The organism is Pseudoalteromonas sp. Ld19 (genome assembly GCF_045064135.1).
GTDB lineage: Bacteria > Pseudomonadota > Gammaproteobacteria > Enterobacterales > Alteromonadaceae > Pseudoalteromonas > Pseudoalteromonas aliena.
In genome coordinates this window covers 76,175-101,357 of sequence record NZ_JBISHA010000019.1, presented here as the reverse complement: position 1 = coordinate 101,357, position 25,183 = coordinate 76,175, and the positions used below count along the sequence as shown (strand labels likewise).

Annotated in this window: 19 protein-coding genes; 6 read left to right on the top strand and 13 right to left on the bottom strand. The window is 39.7% G+C overall.

Annotated features, from left to right (window positions below; translation table 11 throughout):
* Positions 1 to 23: 23 nt before the first annotated feature.
* Positions 24 to 1,289, top strand: coding sequence for an Ig-like domain-containing protein (locus ACJJVZ_RS10275; protein ID WP_405600199.1), 1,266 nt, complete (start codon positions 24 to 26; stop codon positions 1,287 to 1,289).
* Between the two features lie 172 nt (positions 1,290 to 1,461).
* Here ACJJVZ_RS10275 and ACJJVZ_RS10270 read toward each other — a convergent pair whose 3' ends face one another.
* Entirely contained in the window at positions 1,462 to 1,881 is a 420-nt protein-coding gene (locus tag ACJJVZ_RS10270; protein WP_273049719.1) for an MAPEG family protein, read from the bottom strand.
* A 624-nt stretch (positions 1,882 to 2,505) separates the two neighbouring features.
* Between ACJJVZ_RS10270 and ACJJVZ_RS10265 the strand changes: the two genes are divergently transcribed.
* Positions 2,506 to 3,672, top strand: coding sequence for a DUF3103 family protein (locus ACJJVZ_RS10265; protein WP_405600197.1), 1,167 nt, complete (start codon positions 2,506 to 2,508; stop codon positions 3,670 to 3,672).
* A 526-nt stretch (positions 3,673 to 4,198) separates the two neighbouring features.
* Here the strand turns inward: ACJJVZ_RS10265 and ACJJVZ_RS10260 are convergent.
* The 5 genes from ACJJVZ_RS10260 to ACJJVZ_RS10240 form a co-directional block, all read right to left on the bottom strand.
* The gene (locus ACJJVZ_RS10260) at positions 4,199 to 5,320 is read right to left on the bottom strand and encodes an ABC transporter permease (protein WP_405600195.1); all 1,122 of its coding nucleotides are present in this window, start codon (positions 5,318 to 5,320) and stop codon (positions 4,199 to 4,201) included.
* 2 nt (positions 5,321 to 5,322) lie between these two features.
* Entirely contained in the window at positions 5,323 to 8,112 is a 2,790-nt protein-coding gene (rbbA, locus tag ACJJVZ_RS10255) for a ribosome-associated ATPase/putative transporter RbbA (RefSeq protein ID WP_405600193.1), read from the bottom strand.
* Positions 8,112 to 9,116, bottom strand: a complete 1,005-nt coding sequence (locus ACJJVZ_RS10250) for an HlyD family secretion protein (RefSeq protein ID WP_405600191.1) — start codon at positions 9,114 to 9,116, stop codon at positions 8,112 to 8,114. The genes rbbA and ACJJVZ_RS10250 overlap by 1 nt, the downstream gene beginning before the upstream one ends.
* Positions 9,117 to 9,473: 357 nt before the next feature.
* Entirely contained in the window at positions 9,474 to 10,187 is a 714-nt protein-coding gene (locus ACJJVZ_RS10245; protein WP_193155240.1) for a murein L,D-transpeptidase family protein, read from the bottom strand.
* Between the two features lie 14 nt (positions 10,188 to 10,201).
* Positions 10,202 to 11,311 (bottom strand): endonuclease/exonuclease/phosphatase family protein, encoded by a 1,110-nt coding sequence (locus ACJJVZ_RS10240; RefSeq protein WP_405600474.1) that lies wholly within the window; start codon positions 11,309 to 11,311, stop codon positions 10,202 to 10,204.
* Positions 11,312 to 11,608: 297 nt separating this feature from the next.
* Here ACJJVZ_RS10240 and ACJJVZ_RS10235 point away from each other — a divergent pair, with 297 nt between their 5' ends.
* Together ACJJVZ_RS10235 and ACJJVZ_RS10230 are read left to right on the top strand one after the other, a co-directional pair.
* Positions 11,609 to 13,903, top strand: a complete 2,295-nt coding sequence (locus ACJJVZ_RS10235) for a peptidase U32 family protein (RefSeq protein ID WP_405600189.1) — start codon at positions 11,609 to 11,611, stop codon at positions 13,901 to 13,903.
* A 10-nt stretch (positions 13,904 to 13,913) separates the two neighbouring features.
* On the top strand, positions 13,914 to 14,576 hold the full coding sequence (locus ACJJVZ_RS10230) for a glutathione S-transferase (RefSeq protein ID WP_405600187.1): 663 nt from the start codon (positions 13,914 to 13,916) through the stop codon (positions 14,574 to 14,576).
* Between the two features lie 50 nt (positions 14,577 to 14,626).
* Here ACJJVZ_RS10230 and ACJJVZ_RS10225 read toward each other — a convergent pair whose 3' ends face one another.
* A complete protein-coding gene (locus ACJJVZ_RS10225) occupies positions 14,627 to 15,088 on the bottom strand; it encodes a hypothetical protein (RefSeq protein ID WP_077537746.1) in 462 nt (153 codons plus the stop codon).
* Between ACJJVZ_RS10225 and ACJJVZ_RS10220 the strand changes: the two genes are divergently transcribed.
* The gene (locus tag ACJJVZ_RS10220) at positions 15,073 to 16,263 is read left to right on the top strand and encodes a PQQ-dependent sugar dehydrogenase (RefSeq protein ID WP_405600185.1); all 1,191 of its coding nucleotides are present in this window, start codon (positions 15,073 to 15,075) and stop codon (positions 16,261 to 16,263) included. The genes ACJJVZ_RS10225 and ACJJVZ_RS10220 overlap by 16 nt on opposite strands.
* A 385-nt stretch (positions 16,264 to 16,648) precedes the next feature.
* Here the strand turns inward: ACJJVZ_RS10220 and ACJJVZ_RS10215 are convergent, their stop codons facing one another.
* The gene (locus tag ACJJVZ_RS10215) at positions 16,649 to 17,137 is read right to left on the bottom strand and encodes a hypothetical protein (protein WP_405600183.1); all 489 of its coding nucleotides are present in this window, start codon (positions 17,135 to 17,137) and stop codon (positions 16,649 to 16,651) included.
* 562 nt (positions 17,138 to 17,699) lie between these two features.
* Here ACJJVZ_RS10215 and ACJJVZ_RS10210 point away from each other — a divergent pair.
* Positions 17,700 to 18,314 carry a hypothetical protein gene (locus ACJJVZ_RS10210; protein ID WP_405600180.1) on the top strand — a complete coding sequence of 205 codons (615 nt, stop codon included), beginning with the start codon at positions 17,700 to 17,702 and terminating at the stop codon, positions 18,312 to 18,314.
* Between the two features lie 465 nt (positions 18,315 to 18,779).
* Here ACJJVZ_RS10210 and serS read toward each other — a convergent pair whose 3' ends face one another.
* Genes serS through ACJJVZ_RS10185 form a run of 5 tightly spaced genes read right to left on the bottom strand, consistent with a single transcriptional unit; the run spans position 18,780 to position 24,921 of the window.
* Entirely contained in the window at positions 18,780 to 20,084 is a 1,305-nt protein-coding gene (gene serS / locus ACJJVZ_RS10205; protein ID WP_002962971.1) for a serine--tRNA ligase, read from the bottom strand.
* Between the two features lie 9 nt (positions 20,085 to 20,093).
* Complete coding sequence (gene crcB / locus ACJJVZ_RS10200) at positions 20,094 to 20,474, bottom strand: fluoride efflux transporter CrcB (RefSeq protein WP_138584440.1); 381 nt, start codon at positions 20,472 to 20,474, stop codon at positions 20,094 to 20,096.
* Positions 20,467 to 21,810, bottom strand: coding sequence for a replication-associated recombination protein A (locus ACJJVZ_RS10195; protein ID WP_405600176.1), 1,344 nt, complete (start codon positions 21,808 to 21,810; stop codon positions 20,467 to 20,469). The genes crcB and ACJJVZ_RS10195 overlap by 8 nt, the downstream gene beginning before the upstream one ends.
* Positions 21,803 to 22,429: an outer membrane lipoprotein chaperone LolA gene (gene lolA, locus ACJJVZ_RS10190; RefSeq protein WP_405600174.1), complete on the bottom strand. Its 627-nt coding sequence runs from the start codon at positions 22,427 to 22,429 to the stop codon at positions 21,803 to 21,805. Before lolA ends, ACJJVZ_RS10195 begins: the two co-directional genes overlap by 8 nt.
* The gene (locus ACJJVZ_RS10185) at positions 22,426 to 24,921 is read right to left on the bottom strand and encodes a DNA translocase FtsK 4TM domain-containing protein (RefSeq protein WP_405600172.1); all 2,496 of its coding nucleotides are present in this window, start codon (positions 24,919 to 24,921) and stop codon (positions 22,426 to 22,428) included. Before ACJJVZ_RS10185 ends, lolA begins: the two co-directional genes overlap by 4 nt.
* Positions 24,922 to 25,183 lie beyond the last annotated feature (262 nt).

Here is a 25,183-nt window from a genome sequence, read left to right as displayed (position 1 = left end):
TTATACAAAGGTATTTTTCCAAAATGGCAAAAATAAACACTTTCCCGAAATTATCCGTTGTTGCAATTTTATTAACAAGCATTATTGGTTGTGGTGCAGATGACAAATCCGACGACCTTGTCAAAGCTGTTACCCTCGAAAAGCTTCGCAGTGAAGGAACTATTATAGAATCAGTCACTATTGAAAATGCTCAAACACGCTTAAGGGTGGGCGATAAACATCAACTTAGCGCAACAGGTATTGATAGCAAAGGTAAAAAAAGAGATGTCACTAAAGAATTAACTTGGAGCTCAAGCGATAGCGACATTGCAACCGTGAGTGATAGTGGTTTAGTGACTGCAATAGCTGATCAGGGTCTAGTTAAAATTACAGGCACTACTATTAATGATATTTCTAGTAATGGAGAGATATCGATAAGCAATGCTGCAGTTGCTAGTATCAAATTAAAGCAAGCATCCTCACAAACCGGTAATATAAACACCTGTATTGATGCAAAAATTAATGGGGATGTTAGCTACACGGATGGATATATTTCATTAAATACTATTAAAGATATGAGTTTTTCCGTTGATAATAGTACTACTGCAACCATTGACTCAGATGGAACTTTATTTACCTCAGCACCTAGTATTGAAAAAACGCTGATCACCGCAAGTATAGGCACAGTTACAGCTCAATTAAACGTCACTTCAGATCCAAAAAATCTAGAAAGCATAAATCTTTTAGTTGATGATGTTGCAACAAATACGATCACATTAAATGTGGGCGATCGCATGCAACTTAAAGCACAAGCTAATCTCAGTAATACAGATTCAACGTTTAATATAGATAATAGTATTTCTTGGTCACAGCTAAATACAGACGACTATGTAGGAATAACAACAGATAAGAATAACAAAGGTGTTATTTTTGCTTTAAAGCCAGGTTCAACCAAGCTTATTGGTCAATGTGGTGGGAAGCAAAAAATAGCAACGTTAGAAGTTAAGGGAGATGCAACTCTTAACACAATCCAAATTAATGATGGCGAAAGCACACTAACATTAGAGCCATTAAAAACAATCGACCTCGTATTAACAGCAAATTATACCACTACACCAGCAAGCCTAAATGTTACCGAATTTGCTGATTGGAACCTTAATGGTAGTAGTATAGTGGAAGGTAAGTTAATTAATGCCGGAACAAAAGAGGCTTTATATAGGCTAACGAGTAAATCAAGTACTAATAATACTGCTGTTATCTCAGTAACCTACGATGGAATAATTAGTAATGCAACTATTAACATAGAGTGAAAAAGTTTAAACATTATTATTTCTCAATCCGATGGTAAATATCTTAACCAGATTTAGGCCAAAATAGTAAACTAGCTAAAACCGTTTAAAATAAAAAAGCGAAGATGCTACATAGCTTCTTCGCTTTTTTAACGTTATAACAAATATAATTTATAGGCTCTATTTGTATAACCTAGGCAACTAATCTTAATCCTATCATTACTAACATAACCACATTTGCAATCACACCAATTAAAAAGAAGTAACTACGCGGGCTTGGGTTTTTCTCTGTTGCAATTGCGTAGTACAATACCATGTGAATTATACGCGCTATTAAATACACCCAAACACACATTGCAAAAAGTGGGCTTTGATAATTAATCACAAATGCAAATAATACGGTGCCTATAAATAGCGCACTGTTTTCGAGCGTATTATGAAATGTGCGGTGCGCTCTAAATATAAAGCTGTCGTGCGATAGATCGCCCTTTATTTTACCAGGGACAGCATGGGGCTCTTTAGCTTTACTAAATGTAGCCACCGCCCATTGCACTACGAGCATAATTAAGTAAAGGTAAAATGCCAAATAGGCAGAAAGCGTAACTTCAGTCATTCTCAAATTCCTTGTTTTAATATTACTAGAGCCTGTTAACCTTTGTGGATTAAATTTGTTCTGTATAGGGACGATTTAGTCGCGGCACGAGGTTTGTAACCTAGCGGGCTAGGTAACTGCTCACGCCCCTTCCCTACATCCATGTAGGCAACAAAGAGTTAATCGCCTCTAGGACGAACCCAAAGGCAGCGCATTTGGCACTTATGCGTCGTTATCGCCTATTTATGGGGAATACCACACAACATAGACTCTGCCTTGCCTAAAAACCAAACGCATGCTGCAAATTCAACCTCAAAAGATAAACAGGCATTAATGTTTAGCACATTTGATACCAAAAATAACTATATGATATTAAAGTAAATAAATTATTACATTATAAAAAATATGTAATACATACTCTGTTTTTATAAAGTTTACTCAGTGTTTTAAGCTTTAAGGCTCCGAGCAATTCAATACATTGCAGTGCTAGCTACATGTTTTAGATTACTTTTTATCAACCCTTTTTAACTAGTTAGGAATAAAAAACCAATACCAATACTAATTACGTATTTTAAAATATTTACTTGAGTATTTATTCTAATCGGTGTTTTATATAGGTACTGATAACTGAACGGTAGAATACATATGACATATAGAATAACAAAATACCTAGCTGCTTTGGCTTTATTAAATGTTGTATCAGCGCCCGCTTTTTCAGCGCAAGCTAATATAAATAAAATTGAAGACTTGTCTAAGTTAGCAAAATACAAAGACGTAACAACAATTAAGCGTAATTTTGCCAAAGATGTAGCACTTAACTACAACTTACTAAATTCGGATCTTAAACAAACGCTAAATCAATATAACCTTACGCTAAATGCCGACCAGCTTTCGTCTTTGGGTATGCAAAAGCAGCAGAATATTGGTGAAGCAAACAGTGCCTTACAACAACTAAAAGGCTTACCACAGAATACGGGCAGTTTATTACAAGTTCGTTTAGCAAGTGATGCTATGCTTGCTGATTGGCAACAAGGCCAAAGTCCTTTATTCGCGTTTGCACCACAAGGTGACGATAAACTGTGGACTGAAATTGAAGCGTTTGACCAATTTGGTCAGATTCATTATCTCGCTGTTGATGAACTACCAAACCAGCCTGTATTTGTGGTGGAATTAGATCAGCAAAAAGTACAAAGTGCAGGTATTGCTGTTATGCGCAGTATTCTATCTCCTGAGAAGTTAAATGATGGTGCATTTGGGCAAATAAACCAATTAAATAACGAAAAGCCAATGCAAACCAGTGTATTGAAAAAAATACATTTAGCCGATGATAAAGAACCATGGATCTCAGGCAAAGCTGAGGTGTATGCCATTGTTACAGGTATCGATCCATCTAGAGATAAGCCGATATTAGATATAGTGGATTTACCTTATCTTGATCATGACGAAACGACATACAACCCTAATCAAGTTGTAATTCATTGGCAACGTTACCGTTGGCAAGCAGTCGATATGCTTTTAATGGAGCAAGATGACAACACTAATTATAAAACGCTAGCATCAAAATTATTAGAAATCACAGAGCAAGTTATGTCCAACATTCCTGACTTGCAAGCACAGGGTTTTGCCATCATCCCTAAACTGACAAATGAGCTATTAAAAGCAATGCCAGACGAGTGGTTTACCAATAATGATGACTATGTTGACGTTTTTTATACTCTTTTTGAGAACAAAGACTATCAAGAATATAAAGGGGCAAGTAGCAATGCAACCATCACATTGTCACCTTTAGTAATTAATCCTAGACAGAACTAACCTGAATTTTGGATATTAAATTTATCTTAAGCCGCTATTTTCAGCGCTAACTAAAAAAGCCACTAATTGTATAAGTTAGTGGCTTTTTTATGCCTCACACATTCATTTATCCGATACACCGCCCACATCGCTAAACATTAATTTATACCAATCTGCTTATATATGGGGCCTATTTAACGTTAAGAAAATTACGCTAGAACTAGGCAAAATTTTTTGTATCTAGTTGTTCTAAATAAAAAATTTTTAACGATGCTATAGTGCAATTTAATTCGTTAAATTGATCAAAGATTTATGCAGTTTGGTATTAATACCAATTGCATTAAATTAACCTAAACTCTGGTTAAGAGATTTACTAATGCATTGAATCATGGTGATATTTAAATTTATTTTCTCTAGCCAGAGATTTTCAGTGGAAACAAGGCGAATTTACGCGTCAATAGCGGGTCTATTGCAAGTAAATTCAACGCAGTTGGCGAGTTATTTAATACGCTAGAATGATTATGTTTTAATAAAATTGGTATAATCACTAACCTTGCGCTACTGAGTTACGAAAACGTGTTAATGCAAATATAAAAAATACACTGCCAATTGCAAGTAAAGCTAAAAAGTAAGACCAAACTACATCCCACCCCGCCCCTCTGTATAAAATGGCTTGAGCAAATTTTACAAAATGAGTCGTCGGTGCAAGTAGCATAATGTTTTGTACTATATCTGGCATGCTTTCACGGGGCGTAACACCGCCCGATAACATTTGTAATGGCAGTAAAATCAATATCATCAATAAGCCTAATTGCGGCATGGTACGCGCCTGCGTTCCCAATAATATACCCAATGACGTGGTCGCAAATAAGTGAATGGCGGCGCCCAATAAAAACAACGCTGCTGAGCCATGAATAGGCACTTGTAAAAAACCTTCAATTACGATGAAGAGTGAAAAAGTGGTTAGTAATAAAATAACTAAACCATTGGCCCAAATTTTAGCTATGACAATTTCAAAAGGCGTTAATGGCATCACTAATAAATGCTCAAGCGTACCGTGCTCACGCTCGCGGATCACCGCAGCACCCGTTAAAATAATCGAAATCATGGTGATCACGTTCATTAATTCCATCACACTGCCAAACCATACACTGGTCATATTGGGATTAAACATTATGTGCGCCGATTGTTTAATAGGTAGCGTGTATACCGCGCGATAGCCTTGCACAAATTCATTAATTTCAGCACTGATAATTGTTTTAATATAATTATCGCCAATAAACGCTTGCGACATACGGGTGGCGTCTATATTTACTTGCAGTGTAGGCTGTTTACCATCGAGTACATCGCGCTCAAAGTGCGGCGGGATATTTAATACAAAGGTATAGCTGCCGCTATCAAGCGAAGGGTCAACTTCACTTAATGCAATCACATCAGGCGTTTTAAAGTAAGGCCCGTAAAAGGCATTAATAATACGTTTAGATAATTGCGATTGGTCGTCATCAACAACCGCAATAGGCGCATTATTTAACTCTATTGACGTTGCCGAAGACACCACATAAATCAATCCCGTAAAAGCAAAAAATACAAACAACAGCAACACTTTATCGCGCCATAAGCTACGCAGCTCTTTGATGCCTAAATGAAGAATATTACTATGGCGTTGCATGACTATTTATCCTGCTTTGGAAGTAAAAATACACTGGCTAACGTCAGTACGGGTATAAAAGCAAGTAAAGGCAAAAGTTGCGCTGATAAATCGGAAAAATTAAGTGCTTTATTAAATACACCACGACATGCTTCTAAAAAATACGTGGTTGGGAACAGTTTGCCTATTATTGCGGCCAAACCTTCTAACGATGAAACGGGGTCAATCAACCCACAAAAGTTAACCGCAATCATCAATACAACTACTGTGGATGCGGCTAACGCCGATATTTGCGTTTTAGTGAAAGCCGAAATTAATAACCCTACGCCCGTCGTTGCTGTTACATATAATAATGCAGCCACACTGAGCGCCCAAAAACTGCCTTTTAACGCAACACCAAACACAGTCACAGCAAGGGCAATTAAACCAAAAAAACTCACCATACTAACTAAAATATAAGGCAGTTGTTTGCCAATAATAAACTCAAGCCGCGTAACCGGAGTAACATACAAATTAGTGATTGAACCTAACTCTTTTTCACGTACCACACCCAGCGCCATTAATATTGCAGGTATAAACACTAACAAAAGCGGGATAACAGCAGGCACCATTGCCTCAATGCTTTTAAAATCTTGATTGTAGCGATAGCGTGATTCAATATTAGCCGGAAGCAAATTAGGCACAACTCCATACGTACGCAGTGATAGATCAGTTAAATAGTTGTAGTAAGTACCGCTCATATAACCATTAATAGTTTCAGCCCTAAACGGCATAGAGCCATCAATCCACACTACAATTTCGGGTTTACGCCCACGCTTTAATTGCTGACCAAAATTGGGCGGTATTTCAATCGCCACACTTAGCTCACCACTGCGCATCCGCTTATCCATCTGTGAAGGGCTTTTAATATCGGTTTTTTGTATAAAGTAGCGCGATCCGGTAATGTTTCGAACGTAATCGCGACTCTCCGGGGTTTGATCTTGATCCATCACTGCAAAGCTCAAATCTTCAACATCAAAGGTGATCCCATACCCTAAAATAAACATTAAAATAATTGAGCCTAACAACGCAAAGGTTAAACGAATAGGATCGCGCCATAACTCCAAAGTTTCACGATAGGCATAGCCAAATAAGCGTAAAAAGCTAAAAGCGGTATTCGCTTTTTGTTTACCAATTGGCGCAGTTTTAGGTTCACTTTCAGGTAACAGCTCTGGCTCTTCAGCCATCGTTGTTGGCAAAGCAGAGCTCGCTTGAGACTCAAGCACCGCCTCTTCTAAATAAGCAATAAAGGCATCTTCGAGCGTATCTGCACTGCGCGCTTTACAAAGTGCAGCGGGTGTATCACTGGCAAGTATTTTTCCTGCATGCATCAACGAAATTCTATCGCAGCGTGCAGCTTCGTCCATAAAGTGGGTCGAAATAAAAATAGTTACTCCCTGCTCCCGCGATAACTCTATAAGTAGTTCCCAAAAATCGTCACGCGCTATGGGGTCTACGCCCGAGGTAGGTTCATCAAGTATTAGCATTTCAGGATTGTGCACTACCGCAACCGCAAGCGATAAACGCTGGCGAATTCCTAAAGGTAAACCGGCAGGAAAATCATCACGATATTTTTTAAGGTTGAAGCGTATAATTAATTCATTAACGCGCGGTGCTATTTGCTCTGCTGGCAAATGAAATAAACGGGCATGCAACACCATATTTTGCTCAACACTCAGCTCATTATAAAGTGAAAATGCTTGTGACATAAAACCAACGCGCTTGCGGGTTTCTATATTTTTAGCATCAACAACTTGACCAAATAACTTCGCTTCGCCACTGGTGGCCGGTTGCAGGCCTGTTAGCATTTTCATGGTTGTGGTTTTACCACAACCATTTGACCCCAAAAAGCCAAAAATTTCGCCTCGTTCGATACGTAAATTTACATTATTAACCGCCGTAAAATCGCCATAAGTTTTAGTAAGGCCTGTTGCTTGGATAGCAGCTTCAGCTGTTTCTAGATTTTGCTGATGAGGAGGAACAACAAGTACATGATGATCATGACGCTTTTCTGCAGGTAATAATGATATAAACGCTTCATCAAGGGATTTTTGCCCCGTTTGTATCTTTATAGCCTCTGGACTACCCGTGCCTATAACTTTTCCATCGTCCATGGCTATCAGCCAATCAAAATCATCAGCCTCTTCCATGTAAGCGGTCGCAACAAGTACACTCATACCACTGTGCTGAGCGCGAATGCGGTTAATTAATTGCCAAAATTGACGGCGAGACAGCGGATCAACTCCCGTTGTTGGCTCATCCAAAATCAATAGTTCTGGATCATGAATTAACGCACAGCATAAACCGAGTTTTTGTTTCATTCCGCCTGAGAGTTTTTCTGCAGGGCGATCGGCAAATTCGGTGAGTCCGGTGCTTTTTAATAAGTTTTTAATTCGATGCTGACGCTCTTTTTTATCTTGACCAAAAAGGCGACCAAAAAAATTAATATTTTCAAAAACAGAGAGTGTTGGGTATAAATTTTTGCCTAAACCCTGTGGCATGTAGGCTATACGTGGTGAAACCGAAGTTCGAAAGCCATTATCACGCATGTCACCGTCCAGCACCCCCACATCACCTTCTTGAATCGCGCGAGCGCCCGAAATAAGTGCAAGTAAGCTCGATTTACCCACCCCATCGGGGCCGATAAAGCCCACCATATTGCCTGCTGGTAATTCAATATTAATGTTATCCAGTGCTAAGTTATCGCCATAGCGATGCGTAACCTGTGTCAGCTTTACCACACTCAACGATTTTTTGGTTTTAGCATTAGCCATTATTCAGGTACTCTCACCTGTAATTGCATAGGCCAATTTTTTTCCGGTGCTAATAAAACATAAGCAAGGCCGGGCACCCCTGTTTTAACTTGTTTGATATGGTCGTTTATTAATTTTGCATCAAGTTTCACTTTTACTCTAAACATCAGTTTGTCACGTTCGTTACGTGTTTCTACCGATTTAGGTGTGAACTGGGCTTGCGCTGATACAAAAGTAACCTTAGCGGGTAGCGTATATTGTGCAATAGCATCTATTACAATGCGTGCCTCCGAGCCTATTGTTACTCTGCCTGCTTGCGCTGTTGGCAAATAAATACTCATGTATACATCGGTTAAATCAAGCAGCGAAAAAACCTTGCCACCGCTGCCAAGCACTTCTCCTGGCTCTGCTAATCTATATAATATTCGGCCACTAATAGGCGCTTTAAGGGTGCTATCGGCAATATTACTTTGTAATCGCTCAATACGCGCTTGCGCTGCTTCAATTTCGGCGCTCGACTGCACCACTTTTACATTCGCCGCTTTTAAAGCCGCTTGCGCTGTTGCAGCGCTTGTTCGTTGTTGATCAACCACTTCTTTTGAGATGTGACCTTGCTTTAGCAGTGTGACTGAGCGATGTAATTCAGTTTCTGCAAAGTTAAGTTCGCTTTTGTGCTGCTCTACAATTGCCAAAGCGTACTTACGCGACTCAGTAGCAACACGTAACCCCGCATTAGCTTCACGTAATTGCGCATTTAAATCATCAGTGTCAATAACGGCCAAAGTTTGACCGGCTTCAACCATGTCACCTTCTTGTGCTAAAACCTCAATCAAGCGACCCGGCAATTTTGTTGCAATATCATATTCGGTCGCTTCAATGCGGCCATTCCCGTAGGCTACGCTCTCTGGCAATTGTTCAGATAGCAGTGCAGATTGCTGAGTTTGCCAAGCATACCAACCACCCCCACCCAATATGATCATAACAGCGATTGTACTGAGTGATTTGAGTGTCGATTTAACTGTCATGCGGTAAAACTCCATGTATATAAAAGTAGGTAAATGTAGCCAGTATTGCCCTATTCCATAAGATTAAGCTGATACTGCACTATCTTTGGTGTTAACTATCACTGTCTGGGTTAATTGTAATTTAGGGGTGACTCGACTTTGTTGTTTCACGATAGTAGATCATTTTAATGAATTTTAAATGTCGAGTTCACAACTTATAATCTATCACTATCACCACATCTAAAAGTGATGTAGATCAATAAATATCCACTGGATAATAAAGGATGGCACTGTTAAATTTTTACAGTTAAAACATGTACAAATTTTAGGCGGTTTAAAATAGTAATGCGAGTACACGATCAGCATTAACTTTAGCGATTATTTCTTTTCGAAGGTATATTTCCTGCTAGAAACCTCAACATTTGGCGGCTGCTTGTGAGTGTTAAAATAATCATAACCCTCTTTAAGGTTAAGCCAAAAAGAATACCATTGATTTGCTCTATACTTTGATAAAACCTCATCATCAAGCTTAAACGGAAATGAATGAACCCTAAAAAAAGGCTGCCCCGATTTTAGCGCTGCAGCAGCTAATGCGTAAATTTCATTTATATACTCATCAGTCATTGCATAACAGCCAATGGAAACACAGTTGCCATGCACCATCAGTGCACTGCCAGTTCGGTTGTGTGCCCGGTCATACTTATTTGGAAAGCCCAAATTAAACGATAAGTGATAACTGCTCCAAGGGTTGAGCCGGCCAGCATTAACATAATAAAACCCTTCCGGGCTTTGATTGTCGCCTTCTTTTAATTTAGGGCCAAGATCACCTGAAAAAGTACAAACTTCATAGTTTTTGAAGTGTATAAATGTGTCATCATCTGACTCTACCCAGACTTCAAGAATGCCAGGATCTTTAAATATTCGAATAAATATAGGAGCCCCGTATCTAAGCCCTTTATTAGAAAGTTGCTCTTTTAATGTGGATTCAACCATTGATATGGCTTTTTCAGACCGTGCACTGGTAGGAAATTCAGCTGCAAAAGAATTAAACATAAAAAATACCAAGAATGTAATTGTAGTTAATTTCTTCATAATAAAAATAGCCTTTACGACCTTAACTTTAGTGTGATCAACACCACACCGTGGTCGGTAGTTAAATCATCACGCTCATACTCGGGATTTATTAAATGCCTGTCATACGTACTGTAATCACTTACTTCAAAAAAGCTATCATCGTAACTGGCATCAAACTCACACGACAATAAAATGTAATCAAGTACTGAACTGCTAGCACCATAGTAATGTGTAGGCGCTCTTAACGGTGCTGGATTTGTTATTTTTGTATTTTTTTCTTGGCTTTTATCCGTTGAATCAACAATCTCGCTGTTATTGCTATTACAATCGATTTGTACATCGTTTGTTATTATTTCATCACTAAGCAGCTCACCATTGCTTAGCTGCGACTTTACAAATAAATCCCATGAATCATTTAAACAATATTTAGCAAGGTAGGTTTTAGCATCAAAAGCAGGAGCAAAGCGTAATGTCTTTGTGAGTAAATGACTTAACACGCCATCCGCAAGTTCATTATTAAAGTCCCCCATTAATAGCATGGGTTGCTGCGTAGCTTCACGGCGAGTAATCATTTGTATCATTAGCAATGTAGCTTCACTGCCACGCTGAATAGTTGAGCCCCATCCGCCCGCTACATTCGCCTTTAAAATTTCGATTATGTTCTTTTCAGGCGTTAGCTCTTTATTGTGCTCATCAACATTAATCATTGGCCGCTTAGATTTAAAGTGCACCACATAGCAATCGGTATTGCCTATGTGCGGCAACGTTATGGTTGCTCTTAGTACTTTGCGACTAAAAGTAAACTCACGATTAAGGCCAAGCATACTTGCAAGCTCACTATCGTGCTCAACCGCTGCCACTTCAACTATGGGGTATTTAGAGGCAATCGCCACTACGGGGCGTTTATAAATAAAGTCGTCAATCACCTCTGGCGTATCAACTACTGCAAAGTAATTATAACCTTGCTTGCCTACTAACTCTTTTAACGAGTCAATACTAAACACTTCCTGAAAGCCAATTACATCGGGTTGATATTGCGTTAAATAATCAACTATCCAGCGCTGCTTTTTGACCCACTGCTGCGTAGTGTAAATTTTCTCAAATTCATAGTATGTATTGGGCGGCTCAAGATAGTTAAACAGATTAAATGTGGCTATTTTAAGTTGGGTGTTAATAATTACAGATTCTTGAATATTAAAATCTGTATCTAACTGTTTTAGATCTTGATTGCTGATATCTATTGCCTAAGTAAAGTTGGAAGTCTAGCTTGCTCTATAAACTATCATTTTATTACATGTTTATATAATAGGTCAGCCAGCTTGATTAAAATTTTATACACTCTTTCATTTTTGTATTCATTATATCCCTCAATAAATAGCATTCATGCTACTAACCAGATAAAATTCGCGGCAATTAAATATGAGCGAAGTGAAGTTGTCATGAGTAGAAAGATTGAACTATTAGCCCCAGGCGGTGATGTAAACGCGGTAAAAGCCGCCATTGTAGCCGGTGCTAATGCGGTTTATTGTGGATTAGATACTTTTAATGCACGTAACCGAGCGTCTAATCTTTCGTTTGATGAGCTTAACGGCGCACTTCGCTTAGCCCATGAATACGACTGTGAAATATTTTTAACGCTAAACGTAGTGATATTAGAGCACGAAATGGGTGCGCTATTTAAGCTATTAAATCAGCTAGTAAATACAACGCTCGATGGCATTATTGTGCAAGATTTAGGATTGTTCAATATTGTTAAAAAGCACTTTCCTACTTTGCATATTCACGCATCGACTCAGTTAACTACCCATAACGAATCACAGGTTGAATTTTTAGCGCGCATTGGCGCTACGCGTGTAAACTTATCGCGCGAGCTTAACTTAACTGAAATAAAAATACTGACCGACGTAGCGCACAAATGCGATGTATTAACCGAAGTATTTGTTCACGGCGCCTTATGTATTGCGTTTTCAGGGCAATGTTATTCAAGCTCAGTAAGTGTGGGTAACTCGGGCAATCGTGGTCGTTGCTCGCAAGCGTGTCGTGATGAATACGAGCCAACGGCGATGGGTAACAAACACCCGTTAAACTTAAAAGACAATTCAGCCTATTTTGATTTACCTGAGCTGGTAGCCGCAGGTGTTGATTCGTTAAAAGTAGAAGGCCGTATTAAAGGCGCTAACTACGTACATACGGTGATTGATAGCTGGCGCAAACAAATAGATACCTTTGTACAAACCGGTAACCTCATTGAAGACGATTCAAGCTTATACAAAGTATTTAACCGTAATTTTACTAATAAGTTTTTGCAAGGTGACATGACTAAAAACATGTTTACCGATAACCCACGGGATCATAGCTTTGATCACGCTAACGAAAAAAACAACGCGATTTCGGTTGTGCAAATTTACGATGCACAACAAGAGCTCGCCGCAGAAAAAAATGACATTGATACATTGGTTAAAAAGAAGATTGAGTTTTTAGATATTTCAAAACGAGAGCTACGCTTTGAGTTTACAGGCCAATTAAACCAGCCATTTGCAGTAACACTGATAATAAACGATAAACACGACAACACTCTAGCAGATGAAAGTGCTCTGCAACCTCTACGTTTTGAAGTTCAATCGCAAATGCCTATGCACACCGCCGATAAATCGGTTGTTGATATTGCCGCTATTGATAAACGCTTTAAAACCTTTAGTAATGCCAATTTTGACATTAAAAACATGGATTACTCAAACTTAGGCGACAACTTAAGCATTCCGTTTAAAGAGCTTGCCCGTATTAAAAAGCAAGTCGCGTTTTTGTTAAACGAAGGCAAAGACGTACTCGCCCCTGTTGAACTACCTAAACTAGTTAATCACGAAAAAGTCGATAAAAACAAAACAACACTCTCTATTTTAATATCGGACATAAAAGACGTTCACCTATGTGATTTAACTGACGGCGATGTTTACTTTAAATTACCTGAAAGCTTTAAAACCGATAACGATAAATACATTAATGTATTTTTAGAGCATCCTCAGTTAATTCCGTGGTTTCCGGCGGTATTAATTGGTAAAGATTTTGAAGAAGCGGTACGTTTACTCGAAGTTGTAAAACCTAAGCTTATTATTAGTAACAATACAGGCGTGGCATTTAAAGCGGTGAAAATGGGTATTGACTGGATTGCCGGCCCATTATTAAACACCACAAACTCTTATGCGTTACTAACACTACAAGAAGATTTAAATGCACAAGGCGCGTTTATTTCAAACGAAATAAACAAACCACAAATGCGTAATATTAAACGCCCTAACAACTTTAAAATGATGTACAGCATTTATCATCCAATACTAATGATGACTAGCCGACAGTGTTTTTTCCAGCAAACCGTAGGCTGTAAAAAACCACGTATTGACGCAAGCTGTATGTTGAGCTGTAAAAAAGAAACCACCGTTACCAATGTAAAAGGCATTAGCTTTGCCATTGATAAACAAAAAGGCGGCTACCCAAGTATTTACAACCATGAGCAATTTTTAAACATGGATATAGTGAGTGACTTTGCCGACAAATTTGACGAGTTTATGATTGATTTAACCGATATTGGCTCAGGAGATAAAGAAAAGCTCGATAAAGCCGTGTTACTTGCGCACTTCCAAGACTTAGTTAACGGCCAAACACAAGCGGTTGAATACCTAAATAGCTTGATAAAAGTACAAACCCGCCAACAATATGTTGAAGGCCTAAACAGCTAAGGTAACTGACATGACATTGCCATTATTATATTCATTACAACACTGCCCATACGCAATGCGTGCACGAATGGGTATTTTAATGGCAGAGCAACAGGTTTTACTGCGTGCTATAAAAACGAAAAATAAGCCACCGCATCTTTTGCAAATATCGCCAAAAGGCACTGTGCCTGTTTTATTACTGCCGAATAATCAAGTTGTAGATGAAAGCCTCGATATTATGCTCTGGGCGCTTAAACAAAACGATCCGCATAATTTACTACAGGCTCACGATCCATTAGCACTTGCGCGCATGCTTGAGTTAATTAAGCTAAACGACACGCAATTTAAACCGGTGATCGAAAAGTACAAATTTTATGCTCGCACAAAAGACATGGCACAAATTTATTACCAAAAAGCCTGCGAAGAGTATATTAAACAGTTTGAAGCAAAACTAACCATGCATAAATACTTAATGGGCAATGAAAAAAGTCTAGCCGATTATGCCCTGCTACCGTTTATTAGACAGTTTGCCCGCGTAGATAAACACTGGTACTTACAAAGCGAATACACGCATGTACGCGCATGGTTAAACGAGTTTTTACACGCCCCCATGTTTACCAAAGTCATGGCCAAATACGATTTATGGATGGACTGCGGCGAAGAGTTTTTATACGGCGCTACAAAGAGTAATTAACATTTAGGCAGTGCAAAGTCGTAATAAAAGTCTTACTTATTTCCTCTAAACTAACACTTGTTAAGGCCAGTTTTACTAACTGTTTCCTTTATTAGCTGTGAATAAACATAACCCCCTACCGCACCCGCAAGCAGTTGCGCATAAAATCCCCAACCTCTCGCGCCCGCTATAATATGAATATTCATAATTGACTCAATGGCAACTAAAACAACAGCAAAAGCGACAATACCCGCAATAACAAATAGCTGAGTTTGTTGTTTTTTAACCTTTTTATACAGCAATCCTGCGGCGAAAAAAGCGATAACAAGTGCAATGGCAATAATAGCGCCGTAGGTGGGTAATAAGCCTAACCAATCATCAAGCGTTAAATTAACGCGATCACTAAAGTCTACCACAACACCCACATTAACTAATTGATTGACAACGTATTGACTATGAAACAAGCTAGCAAGTGTGAATGTAAGTAACCAAGAAACTAAAAATGAAGGCAATATACGTGTTAAAAACGACATGGTTATCTCAACTTAAAATAAAGCTTTTCTCTTATACCAGTCATGCTAGCAAAGGCTTGCCCAGTAAACAATGTATCTCTTTTTTTACTCTGCTTTCGCTTTTAGCATTTTCTGTTAATGCACAAGCCGCATTACCAAAAGAGCAACACCGTACAAAAACACTGGCTACGCAATTACAGTCTCCGTGGAGCATGGTTGAACTACCAAACGGCACATGGTTAATTACAGAACGTGATGGCCACGTCGTTATTATAAAAAACAATGAGCAATCAAGAGTAAAATTAAATCTAACAGGTTTATATGTTGCGGGCCAAGGGGGTTTACTCGACATTGTCTTATCGCCAGATTATAACGACTCCAAAGAAATTATTTTTACCTATGCCCAAGGTGATGCAAGCGCAAACCGACTTGTTATTGCCAAAGCCACGTTTGATGGAACTGACTTTTCAAAGCCTAACGTTATTTATAAAGTCGCGACTGATAAAAACACACCGCAACACTATGCTGGCCGTGCCCTAGTCCTACCCGACAATACCTTGCTATTTTCAAATGGTGATGGGTTTGATTTTAGAGAGCAAGCACAAGTTATTACCAGCCAGCTTGGTAAAATATTACGCATAAACTTAGATGGCAGCACTCCAACAGATAACCCATTTATTAATCACGAAAACCCAAACGCCCATGCTGTTTACTCACTTGGCCACCGTAACCCGCAAGGTTTAGTTTATGATTACGATACGCAGCAAATTGTTAGCCACGAGCACGGCCCCGCAGGCGGTGACGAGCTAAACTACTTAACCGCTGGGACTAATTACGGCTGGCCGGTAATCACCTATGGCAAAGATTACTCGCAAGCGCGTATTTCACCCTTTACCGAATATAAAGGCATGCAAAAACCAAGTGTTAATTGGACGCCATCAATAGCGCCATCAGGCATGGCGTATTACGGATCTAAACACGCAGCTTTTCCTTCATTACAAAAGCATGTACTGATCACTACTTTGGTCGATCAAAAGCTGTACAGTGTTAACCTAGCCAATGGTGAATTTACGCAATCTCACGTGTTTCCAGAGGCCGCAGGTCGATTAAGAGATGTGTTTGTTACCACTGAGGGTAATATCGCGATATTAACCGACGGTAAAGAGGCAAAGCTAATGTTGATGACATCAAATTAATTCACAAAGGGGATAAAAGCCGCTGCGCTTTTAAAGTAAGGTAGCGGCTTGAATAAACGGATTTTATTAATTTAAGTTCTGATGTACGAAGCCAAATTTTGATCTCTTTAGTTATTGCTAAAAATATCAAAATTCCTGTTTGAACAATTTGCTCATAATGCTTGCCGTAAACGGCACAATGTAGCAAGCTAAAATTTGCGACAAGGATTACAGGCTGCTGTCCTTCGTCCTTTGTTTAACGGTCTTGTTATATTTCAATTTTGCTAAGGCCTAAATATCCCGCCAACGTTCTAAAACGTTCGCGTATATTAGAGGCGTCATTTGTACCTTGTTGTGATAACCGATCGAATTCTAAAAATTCGAATGTGGATTCAGAATAATTTTCTTATGCATCTTGTCTGTTTTTAGTTAACTCAATTCTGAAATTTAATAATTTTCTTCTACTAATTTTATCTACTTCGTTCAGGAGCAATGATTGTCTGAAAATCAGATAGTACAAAACCATATTACCTTGAGATCTTAAAATTTCATCTGAATCAGAAAACACCTCTTCCATTTGTTTTACTACATTTACCACACGCTCAAATAGCACAGTCATCTCTTGCTCACTTCCTGAATTCGCGGAAGCAAACTTATCCAAATAAACTTTTTTGGTATCAATTATTTTATTATTTTCAGTTAAACTATTTTCAGTTAAACTATTTTCAGTTAATAGAATGCGACTTGATACTTCTAAATGCTGGTATCTTTTATTAGAAAATTTAACTTTCTTTGTAAATAAATCCATTGCGGCTACATTTCTAATTACTTTAACCGCCTCACCACCAAATGCATTCCTTTTTTCAGCAGCATTAAGAGGGACTGCTTCATTCAACCTTGAAAACATGTCCTCAATTAACTCTTCATCATCAGTTCGTACACCAACAATAGGTAAAACAAATGAATCAAATTGGATTCTTATTCTAAAACTGTGGCCAAAATTAGTTGACCACTACAATAGCAATCACTATTGTTACCAGCTATACAAAGAGCACTATTGAAGCTTATCTGTTTTGGATTCTGCCTATACTCGCTTTAACAAAATTTAGAGTGGATGTTTTGTTTATATTTTTTAATAACAAAAATGTACTGTAAAAGAATAAAAAACCACCCGAAAATTTAACTCAGGCGGAGTGACCATATGTGTCTGTGTTATTTCCCTAAATATCTGACCCTAGAACTTCTAAATATCACAACGAGGATTTCGTGTAATACAGTGTAATAGATAATTCAAAACAAAAAGCTATTATTTATCCGTAGCCACAGAGCAGTTCTCAGGAAAATAGAAAAACCTGAATAATACAGCGGCTACCAATTAATGCAGTGGAATTTATTAACCACTTTAAAAACAAGGTGTATTCGAAAGCTAACTAATCAAAAATTAAAAGGATTATTGTATGGAAATCACAGCAAATAATGAAGTTGAAAACATTAGTTTTAAATCCACTATAGAAGAGATGAGAAAGCACTATTTACTCCAGCTAGGCAACACGAAACGGGTAACAGGGTTTGGCTTATCTCGACTAAGAGTAGCATCTTCATCAGAAAGGTCAGAAAGCGAAAATGAAGAGTTAGTAGAAGTCATGGGAGATACTGTTTCCAATGTACAAGCCATGACAAGTGACTTTTCAGCCACAACACAAGTTAGTGTTAACGCTTCCTCAGAGGAATATATTAATAGTAATAACTCTGAAAGTGATCAGGCTAGATTCAAACAACAAATGGAAGATCGTCGTAAAAAAGCGTTAGCCGCAAGTGAAAAAGTAATCAATGCAGCATTTGATAAAGCTTCTGAACTTGGTGAAAAGCACCCAAACCTTCAAAATGGTATATTGTCAGTAACAGACACTATGACACAAGGAATCGTGAGTGCTGCAAATTTTGTAGCAGATATTGTAATTGAAGTCGTTGGCAAAGTAATAAACGCACTAAGTAAAGCTTGGAGCTGGATTACAGATCAATTTGCAACTGCTGCGAAATCGATAGGCAATTTCTTTTCAAATATTTTCTAATAATATATTAATTAAACAAGGGGAATTTCACCCCTTGTTCTTCCTTATTCTAACCTTCTACGAAGTGTCTTCCTGTAGCATTTTTGGCGCGTTCGATAGTTTCGTCACTCATACGGTACTGGTTTGGATCATGCCCATGATGTCGATAGCTAGCACAATCGTATTTGTATTTAGACAGTATTTAAACAGGACAGCTACTCTAATTGAACAGACAAAAATCTACCACTGAATTACTTTCATTTGACTCATTAAATTAATCATTGACACTCTAAAACTTAAATTACACGCATAAAAATAACTGGCGCATATTTTTGTCAAAGACCTGTAACGCGCTAAAGCACGTCCTACATATTAACTGAACTTTATTACCTTTAACCTACCACAAAAAAGCCGCCGTTCATTACAAACAGCGGCTTTCGAATTCAGATTTACAAGCTTAAAGCCTGCTTAACTTAAACTTGATTTTTATTGTTTACCAATTACTTCAAGTCCACCCATGTATGGGCGTAATACTTCTGGTACTACTACTGTGCCATCGGCTTGTTGGTAGTTTTCTAGTATGGCTACGAGTGTACGGCCAACGGCTAAGCCTGAACCATTTAGTGTATGTAGTAACTCTGGCTTTTTAACACCTTCACGGCGAAAACGTGCTTGCATTCTACGCGCCTGAAAATCAGCCATGTTTGAACATGATGAAATTTCGCGGTATGTGTCTTGTGCAGGTAACCATACTTCTAAATCGTATGTTTTAGCTGAACCAAAGCCCATGTCGCCCATACATAAAATTACTTTACGGTACGGAAGTTCAAGCGCTTGTAGTATTTGCTCTGCGTGACCTGTTAACTCTTCAAGCGTTGCCATTGAGTCTTCTGGTTTTACAAGCTGTACAAGTTCAACTTTATCAAACTGGTGCTGACGAATTAAGCCACGTGTATCGCGACCATAGCTGCCTGCTTCACTTCTAAAACATGGCGTGTGGGCAACTAAACGAATTGGTAAATCGCTTTCGTCATAAATTTCGTCGCGTGCGCTGTTTGTAAGCGGTACTTCAGCAGTAGGAATTAAGCTAAAGCCGGCTTGTTGTTCGCCATCGTCGTTCACAAGACCTAAGGTGTGGAACAAATCGCCTGCAAATTTAGGTAATTGGCTTGTGCCATAAAGGCTGGCGCTATTTACTAGGTACGGTACATACATTTCTGTGTAGCCGTTTTTGTCTGCGTGTGTATCTAACATAAATTGCGTTAGTGCACGGTGCATGCGCGCTACTTGGCCGCGCATTACGGTAAAGCGTGCGCCACTAATTTTAACGCCCATTTCAAAATCTAAGCCGTTTAAGTCTTGACCTACATCTACGTGATCTTTAACTTCAAAATCGAATTTTTTAGGTGTGCCCCACGTTAAAATTTCAACGTTGTCGTCTTCGTCTTTACCGGCAGGTACTGACTCGTCTGGCAAGTTTGGAATTGCTAAAGCAATGTCGTTAATCGCGGCTAATACTTCATCTTGCTCTGTTTTAGCGGCGTCTAGCTCACTGCCTAAGTTAGCCACTGCATCAAGGAGTGGCTGCGCGTCTTCGCCTTTTGCTTTGGCTTGACCAATTGCTTTTGCGCTTGCATTACGTTGACTTTGAAGTTCTTGCGTTTTTACTTGTAATGTTTTGCGTTTTTCTTCAAGTGCCGTTACCGTCGCTACATCGAGTTCGTAACCGCGCGCCGCTAGACGTGCTGCAGTTTGTTCGATGTCTTGACGTAAAAATTTAGAATCTAACATGTTAGTTTTTTAACCTTTTTGCATTACTAGCTGAAGGCCCAGCCAAGCCATAAAAATACACACCATCACGTTTAAGATGATATTGAGGGCCATTTTAATAAAGTGACCTTGTTGTAATAACAACAACGAGTCCATTGAGAATGTTGAAAAGGTGGTTAATGCACCTAAAAAGCCAATTCCTATAAGGGTTTTGGCGGGGCTTGCGGTGATAATTTCTTTATCTATCAAACCGTACAAAATGCCCATTAACAATGAACCCAGAATATTAACCGTCAACGTGCCAAAAGGGAATCCCCTACCGAGGAGTTTTAGCATGCTTTCGCTAATAAAAAACCGTAAACACGCACCTGAGGCTCCGCCAAGGGCGATCATCAGATAAAGTTTAATCATTTTCGTATCGTTTAAGTGGGCTTTGCGCATCGCGCTCTTTTAGGTAATCGAGTTTTTGTTTAATTTTTTGCTCAAGTCCGCGCTCGCTCGGTAAGTAATATTCTTTACCGTCCATTTCTGGTGGTAAATATTTTTCACCTGCGGCAAATGCGCCTTCTTCATTATGCGCATAGCGATACTCAGCGCCGTAACCTAAGTCTTTCATTAAGTTGGTTGGTGCATTGCGTAGGTGCTCTGGCACTGGGTAGCTTGGCTCATTTTGAGCATCAGCTTTGGCTTGATTAAACGCCATATACACTGCATTACTTTTAGGTGCACTGGCTAAATACAATGTGGCTTGTGCAATAGCGCGCTCACCTTCGCTTGGACCTACTCGCTGGAATATATCCCAGGCATTTAAGGCTACTTCCATCGCGCGAGGATCGGCGTTACCTATGTCTTCTGTAGCAATGGCAAGTAAACGCCTTGCTACATACAAAGGGTCGCCACCACCGGCTAAAATTCGGCAATACCAATACAGTGCACCATCGGGGGAGCTGCCACGTACGGATTTATGAAAGGCTGATATTAAATCATAAAACTCATCGCCGCCTTTATCGTATTTAGCTAAATGAGTAGGCAGTACTTGGCTAAGTACGTGCTCGTCTACGTTGTATTGACCGTCTTGCTCAGTTGTTAAGTCAACTGCCTGTTCAAGTAAATTAAGTACTTTGCGGGCATCGCCGCCACTTGCTTGGCAAAGTGCCTGTTTAGCGTTATCGGCAATAACTATGTTTTTTTGGTTTAACTGCTCGTCTTGTTTGAGTGCGCGCTCTATTACGGTGTATAAGTCGGTATCGGCAAGCGATTTTAAAACATACACGCGTGCACGCGACAATATAGCGTTGTTAAGGGCAAACGATGGGTTTTCGGTGGTTGCACCTACAAATATAAAGGTGCCATCTTCGATGTGCGGTAAAAAGGCATCTTGTTGGGATTTATTAAAGCGATGAACCTCGTCAACAAACATAAGGGTGCGTTGGCCACGGCTTTGTAGATTGTCCCGCGCTTGCGTTACGCTATCGCGTATATCTTTTACGCCTGCGGTTACCGCTGACATTTGAATAAGTGAGGCATCAGCATGGTTGGCAATTATTTGCGCAAGCGTTGTTTTACCAACACCAGGCGGGCCCCATAAAATTAAACTATGGCATCGCCCTGCTACAATGGCTTGATGCAGTGGTTTATCGGCACTTAATAAGTGCTGCTGACCAATGTATTCATCAAGCGTTGTAGGGCGCATACGCGCGGCAAGTGGACGTACATCGGGCCCAAAATTAAAACCTAAATTACTCACCGTTACTCTGATCGTCTATTTCAACACCTTCAGGAGGCGTAAATTCAAAAGTGCTTTTATCAAGCGGCGTATTAACTTGTGCATCGTTAAAGGTAAATGACGATAGCTGCCCTGAGTTGTCGGTAACTACTAATTTAGCAAGGCCTTGTTCGTTATCTGCAAATGTTATATCAAGTTGTTCTACTTGGCTTTCTACACCTTTATTTGGCGTTACACTAAAGCCTACACTTGTTGCAAGTACGCTGTATTTTTCCCACTGTGCTGGATCTTTTGATGTAAGCAATACAAACGGCGTTGAGTCGATTAGGCTGCTGGTTTTCATTATCGTTACTTGCTCAGCAAAGCTGTCGAAGTAATATGTTTTATCGCCGTTTGATACAAATAACGTATCGTCTGGGTTTGTTTGCTGCCAGCGGATCATCATAGGTTGTTGAAGCGCTATTGTGCCCTCGCCTTGCATAACTGCTTGGCCTTCTTTATCTGTTACTTTTTGTGCAAACTGCGCTTTAAAGCTTTTTAACGTGGCAAGTTGGTCTTGTAGTGCTTGGCTGTCGTCAGCAAAGCTTGGTGCAGTAATTACGCTGCCTAACACTAATAATAAGGCGTTAAATTTTTTCATGAATTTGCTCCATTAGGTACTAATACATCGCGAGCGCCGTTATGGCCTGGTGAACTCACGATACCCGATGTTTCCATTTGTTCTACTAAACGTGCGGCGCGATTATAACCTACACGCAATTTACGTTGCACTGACGATACCGATACTTTGCCGGTTTCAATTACAAACGACACAGCTTCGTCGTATAACGGATCTGATTCTTCATCAGCGTTTTCGCTCGCTTCGCCTGGTAATAAAATATCTTCATTGGCATCGCCATTGAGTATTTCGTCAATATAATTTGGTTTAGCACGCGCTTTCCAATCGTTTACTACAGCGTGTACTTCATGGTCGTCTACAAACGCGCCATGCACACGCTCTGGTACGCTCGTGCCTGGCGGTAAATAAAGCATGTCACCCATACCTAGTAAGTTTTCAGCACCTTGTTGATCAAGTATTGTGCGCGAATCTATTTTACTCGATACCTGAAAGGCCATACGCGTTGGTATATTTGCTTTAATTAAGCCGGTAATTACATCAACCGACGGGCGCTGCGTAGCAAGCACTAAGTGAATCCCTGCCGCACGTGCTTTTTGAGCAATACGTGCAATTAGCTCTTCTACTTTTTTACCTACAATCATCATCATGTCGGCAAATTCGTCTATTACTACCACAATGCTTGGTAACTTACCTAGCTCATCTGGGCCTTCTTTCATGCCATCGGTGTCTTTAAATAATGGGTCAAGAATTGGGTAGCCCGCTTCATTGGCTTCAAGCACTTTTTGGTTGTAGCCTTTTAGGTTCCGTACACCTAACGCCGACATTAATTTATAACGGCGTTCCATTTCACCTACACACCAACGCAGTGCGTTAGCGGCTTCTTTCATGTCGGTCACTACTTCACACAATAAATGCGGAATGCCTTCGTATACTGAAAGCTCAAGCATTTTAGGGTCAATCATGATCATACGTACATCGTCAGGACCCGATTTGTACAGCAAGCTTACTATCATCACATTAACGCCCACTGATTTACCTGAACCGGTTGTACCGGCTACTAATAAGTGTGGCATTTTACCCAGATCAGCACATACAGGCTGACCGGCAATGTCTTTACCTAACACCATAGTCAGTGGCGATGGGTTTTGCTCAAATTTAGGCGCATTTATTACTTCGGACAAACGAACTATTTCACGGTGTTTGTTAGGCAGCTCTATACCCACATAGGTTTTACCCGGAATAACTTCGACAACACGTACGCTAATTGCTGAAAGCGAACGGGCTAAATCCTTTGCTAAACCTGTAATTTTAGACACCTTGATACCTGGCGCTAAATCAAGTTCGAAACGCGTAACAACTGGGCCTGGATATACGGCTACAACCGTTGCTTGGACGTTAAAATCGAGGAGTTTTGTCTCTACCAAACGCGATACAGTATCTAGCTCTTCTTGCGATATCGGATTTTTAGCTTTATCTGGTCTGTCGAGCAAATCCAGCGACGGTAATGGCCCTGGTGGTGGCTCTTGCGTTAGTAACTGCTCAAATTTTTCTTTTGCTGTTGGTGGTGGCTGATAGGCTGCTTTTGGCTTAGGCATTGGCCTTGCTGGCGATACAACCGTTGTAACTGGCTTTTCAGGTTCTACAACTTGGCTTTGGTCAAGTGCGTTTAATGCAGCTTCCGTATCCATTGGTTCGTCATCAATGGCACTAAAGCCTATTTCTTGATCAAGTATGTCATCGAGTTCATCAAACGGCATAAAGTCGTCACTCATTGGTGGCTCACTAAATGGCGTTTGTGGTTTGTTAATTGCTTTTTGTTTATCTGCTTTATTATTTTTTTCAGGGATTTCTATTTGTTCTTCAATATCGTCATCAAACTGTGCATCCATTTGATCATTATCAATATTACCCGCAATACGCTCTCGATGCATCCAGCCTTGTGCGTAGCTAGCACTAAAACGATAAAATCGAACGATTAATTCACCTAAATAGTCTACAAAATCAACCCACGACACACCTGTTAACAAGGTAAGTCCGGCAAAAAAGAAGCACAGTAATAAAATGGATGTCCCAGTGAAATTAAATGCAGGCATCATTGCTGATTCAATCACATCACCCACTACTCCGCCCGATGAAAAGTTATAAATATCATCAAAATTAATGCTGCTAATAGCGGTGGCCGAGGTAATAAATAAAGCAAATCCTATTACACGCAGTGCTAAGGTGGTGTAGTCAAGCTGCAAAATGCGATGTGGTTGCTTAAATAACAAATAACCAAATATTTGAATTGCAGCAGGCACTAAGTAAGCCAACCAACCAAATGTGAGTAGTAATACATCCGCAATCCATGCACCCGCAGCACCCGTAATGTTTCTTACTTCACTAAAGCTTGTTTGCGACCACGCCGCATCGGCGGGATCAAAACTGATCAACGCACATAAAATAAATATTGCTGTAAAGGTACTGATTATCAGCCCTGTTTCTAATAGTCTTTGCACACCGTTTAGGCGCATAGTTTCCTATCCCTCTTTATTATTCTATCTACACTCTCTTAGCAGTCAAATACCTTAGCAGGAAATGCAATTTGTTGCACTTTATCTTAGGGCCTGTTTATCTTTCGAGGTTAAATTTGCAGCTGACTGTTTGGTATTTAGGCAAGGCAGAGCCTATGGTGTGTGGTTATTCCCCATAAATAGGCGATAACGCAGCATAAATGCCAAACATGCGCTGCCCGAAGGGTTCTACCTAGGGGCAATTAACTCTTTGTTGCTCGGT